The sequence below is a fragment of the Arthrobacter sp. 05L45_2 genome (assembly GCF_056397525.1).
Genome location: NZ_JBFTNO010000318.1, coordinates 1 through 2,012, shown reverse-complemented (window position 1 = coordinate 2,012; position 2,012 = coordinate 1). Strand labels below are relative to the sequence as shown.

Annotated in this window: 3 protein-coding genes; 1 reads left to right on the top strand and 2 read right to left on the bottom strand. The window is 68.9% G+C overall.

Translation table 11 applies throughout. The features are described from left to right. The coding region (locus tag AC1DHD_RS15950; RefSeq protein ID WP_476880644.1) for an alpha/beta hydrolase family protein at positions 1 to 387 on the top strand (387 nt) is incomplete at its 5' end. Here AC1DHD_RS15950 and AC1DHD_RS15945 read toward each other — a convergent pair. Together AC1DHD_RS15945 and AC1DHD_RS15940 are read right to left on the bottom strand one after the other, a co-directional pair. After that, positions 350 to 1,507: a YihY/virulence factor BrkB family protein gene (locus AC1DHD_RS15945; RefSeq protein ID WP_476880643.1), complete on the bottom strand. Its 1,158-nt coding sequence runs from the start codon at positions 1,505 to 1,507 to the stop codon at positions 350 to 352. The genes AC1DHD_RS15950 and AC1DHD_RS15945 overlap by 38 nt on opposite strands. Further along, positions 1,452 to 2,000 carry a 2'-5' RNA ligase family protein gene (locus AC1DHD_RS15940; RefSeq protein ID WP_476880645.1) on the bottom strand — a complete coding sequence of 183 codons (549 nt, stop codon included), beginning with the start codon at positions 1,998 to 2,000 and terminating at the stop codon, positions 1,452 to 1,454. The genes AC1DHD_RS15945 and AC1DHD_RS15940 overlap by 56 nt, the downstream gene beginning before the upstream one ends. Positions 2,001 to 2,012: the final 12 nt, after the last annotated feature.

The following is a 2,012-nucleotide window of genomic DNA, read 5'->3' as shown; positions in this document are numbered from 1 at the left end:
GCCGTGGCCACGGTGGGCGCGCCGTTCTCCCCCAAGCACGTGGCCCACGTCTTCGACGCGGCCCTGGACCGCATCCTCAGCGAGGGCAGCGCGGAAGTGGACCTGGGCGGCAAACGCGTGGAAATCCGCCGCCACTTTGTCGAGGACCTGGAGAACGCGGACCTGACGGACTGCATCCGGCGGCTGCACAAGCCCCTGATGGTGCTGCACTCCCCCACCGACAACACGGTGGGCATCGAGAACGCCAGCAGCATCTTCCAGACAGCACGGCATCCGCGCAATTTCGTCTCGCTGGAGGGCTCGGACCACCTGCTCACGGGCAAGGGCCAGGCAGCCCGCGCGGCCAGGATTATTTCGGCATGGGCCGATCAGTACCTCGACGCCTGAAAGTCTCGGCCGGGCGCCGGTGCTCGTGCTCTGACGGGGTCTTGCCCGGCTGGACCTGACGGGCTCCCCAGCCCGCCGTTCTGGCCGGCGTTGAGGTCTTGAGGTCCTCTTCCCGCACCGCGGACCAGGCGGCGGAGACCAGGTAGACCTGGCTGACCAGGTTGAACCAGATGAGCAGGCCGATGATGATGGCGAACGGGGCCAGCAGCGGGTTCCGGCCGGCGCTGGCGAGGAGCTCGGCGCTGAAGATCTGCAGCACGCTGGTGCCCACGGCGGCCAGGATGGTGCCTTCCAGGAGGGCCCGGCGCTGCAGTTTCAGGCCGCCGGCGAGGCGGAACATGATCAGGGCAGTGACCCAGCCGAGCACCAGGGGCACGCCGATTTTGATAGACGTGGTGAGCGGGCCGGCCACAACCGGGTCCAGCTTGAGCTGCTCGGCCACCCAGCCGGCCGCCGTACCGAACACCAGGGAGGCGCCGGCGCTGATGACCAGGGCGACGCCGAGCAACAGCAGGGTGCCGACGTCGTGCAGTTTCAGCAGGAGCGGGTTGATTTTCAGCGGCCCGATCCGCAGCACACCGCGCAGTCCGTCGCGGAGGCCGGCGATCCAGCCCAGCGAGGTCACCACGGTGACGATGGCGGCGATCACGGCCGTCCACCCGAGGCCGCTGGGGTTCAGCAGCTCCTGCGGGTCCACCAGGCCCTCGCGTCCGTCGACCTTGAGCMGGCCCGGGGCGCTGGTGGCCACGCTGCCCACCACCTTGTCCAGCAGGGCCGGCTGGCCGCGCAGCAGCAGCCCGGCGATCGAGAAGCCGGTCGCCAGCAAACCGGTGATGGAGAAGAACATGTTGAAGCCGATTCCGGCGCTCATCAGCGGTCCGTGCTGCAGGTTGTAGTGCTGGAACGCGCGCATCGGACGGAACGCGTTGAGCCGGGCAAGCAGCCACTGGACCATGGCCAGCAGCCCGGCCAGGCCGCCGCCGGACCGCCGGGCCTTGCCCCAGTCGACCCGCTTCCGGATCACCTCAAGCTTCAGCCGGGCGAGTTCGGTGGGGAGGGGCGGGTCAGCGGCCGCTTGCTTCGTCGGCCGGGCCTCGGTGGTCGTCAAGTTCGGTGCCAAAGTCAAGTTCTTCCCGTAGCTGCCAGATGCCGTTGTCATCGTGCTCGTAAAGTCCCATGCTAGCCACCGGGAAGCTGGCCCTATAGTCCTTCAGCACCGTTTCGGCCTCATCGAGGCTTTCGGGCGCGACATCGTGGGCCACGGTGACGTGCGGGTGATAGGCGAAGGGCAGGTCACGCTCCAGCGGGCCGGCCTGGAGCTGCCGGTGCAGGTTCACGCACTCGCCGAAGCCCGCCTCGACGTTCAGGAACACCACCGGGGAGACCGGCCGGAACGAGCCCGTGCCGGCGATCGTCACCGTGAAGGGTTCCTGCTGCCGGGCCACCTCCCGGACGTGGCTGCGCGTAGCTTCCCAGTCCTGCGTCATGGTGGTGGTCACCAGCGTGATGTGCGCCGGCACCGTGGCGGCCATGGGGTCCCCAAAGGAGGCGCGCCAGCGCTGCAGTTCCTCGGCGATCTCCGGCGGGAAGCCCAGGATCACGCCGATGCTGATGCCCTCCTCCGG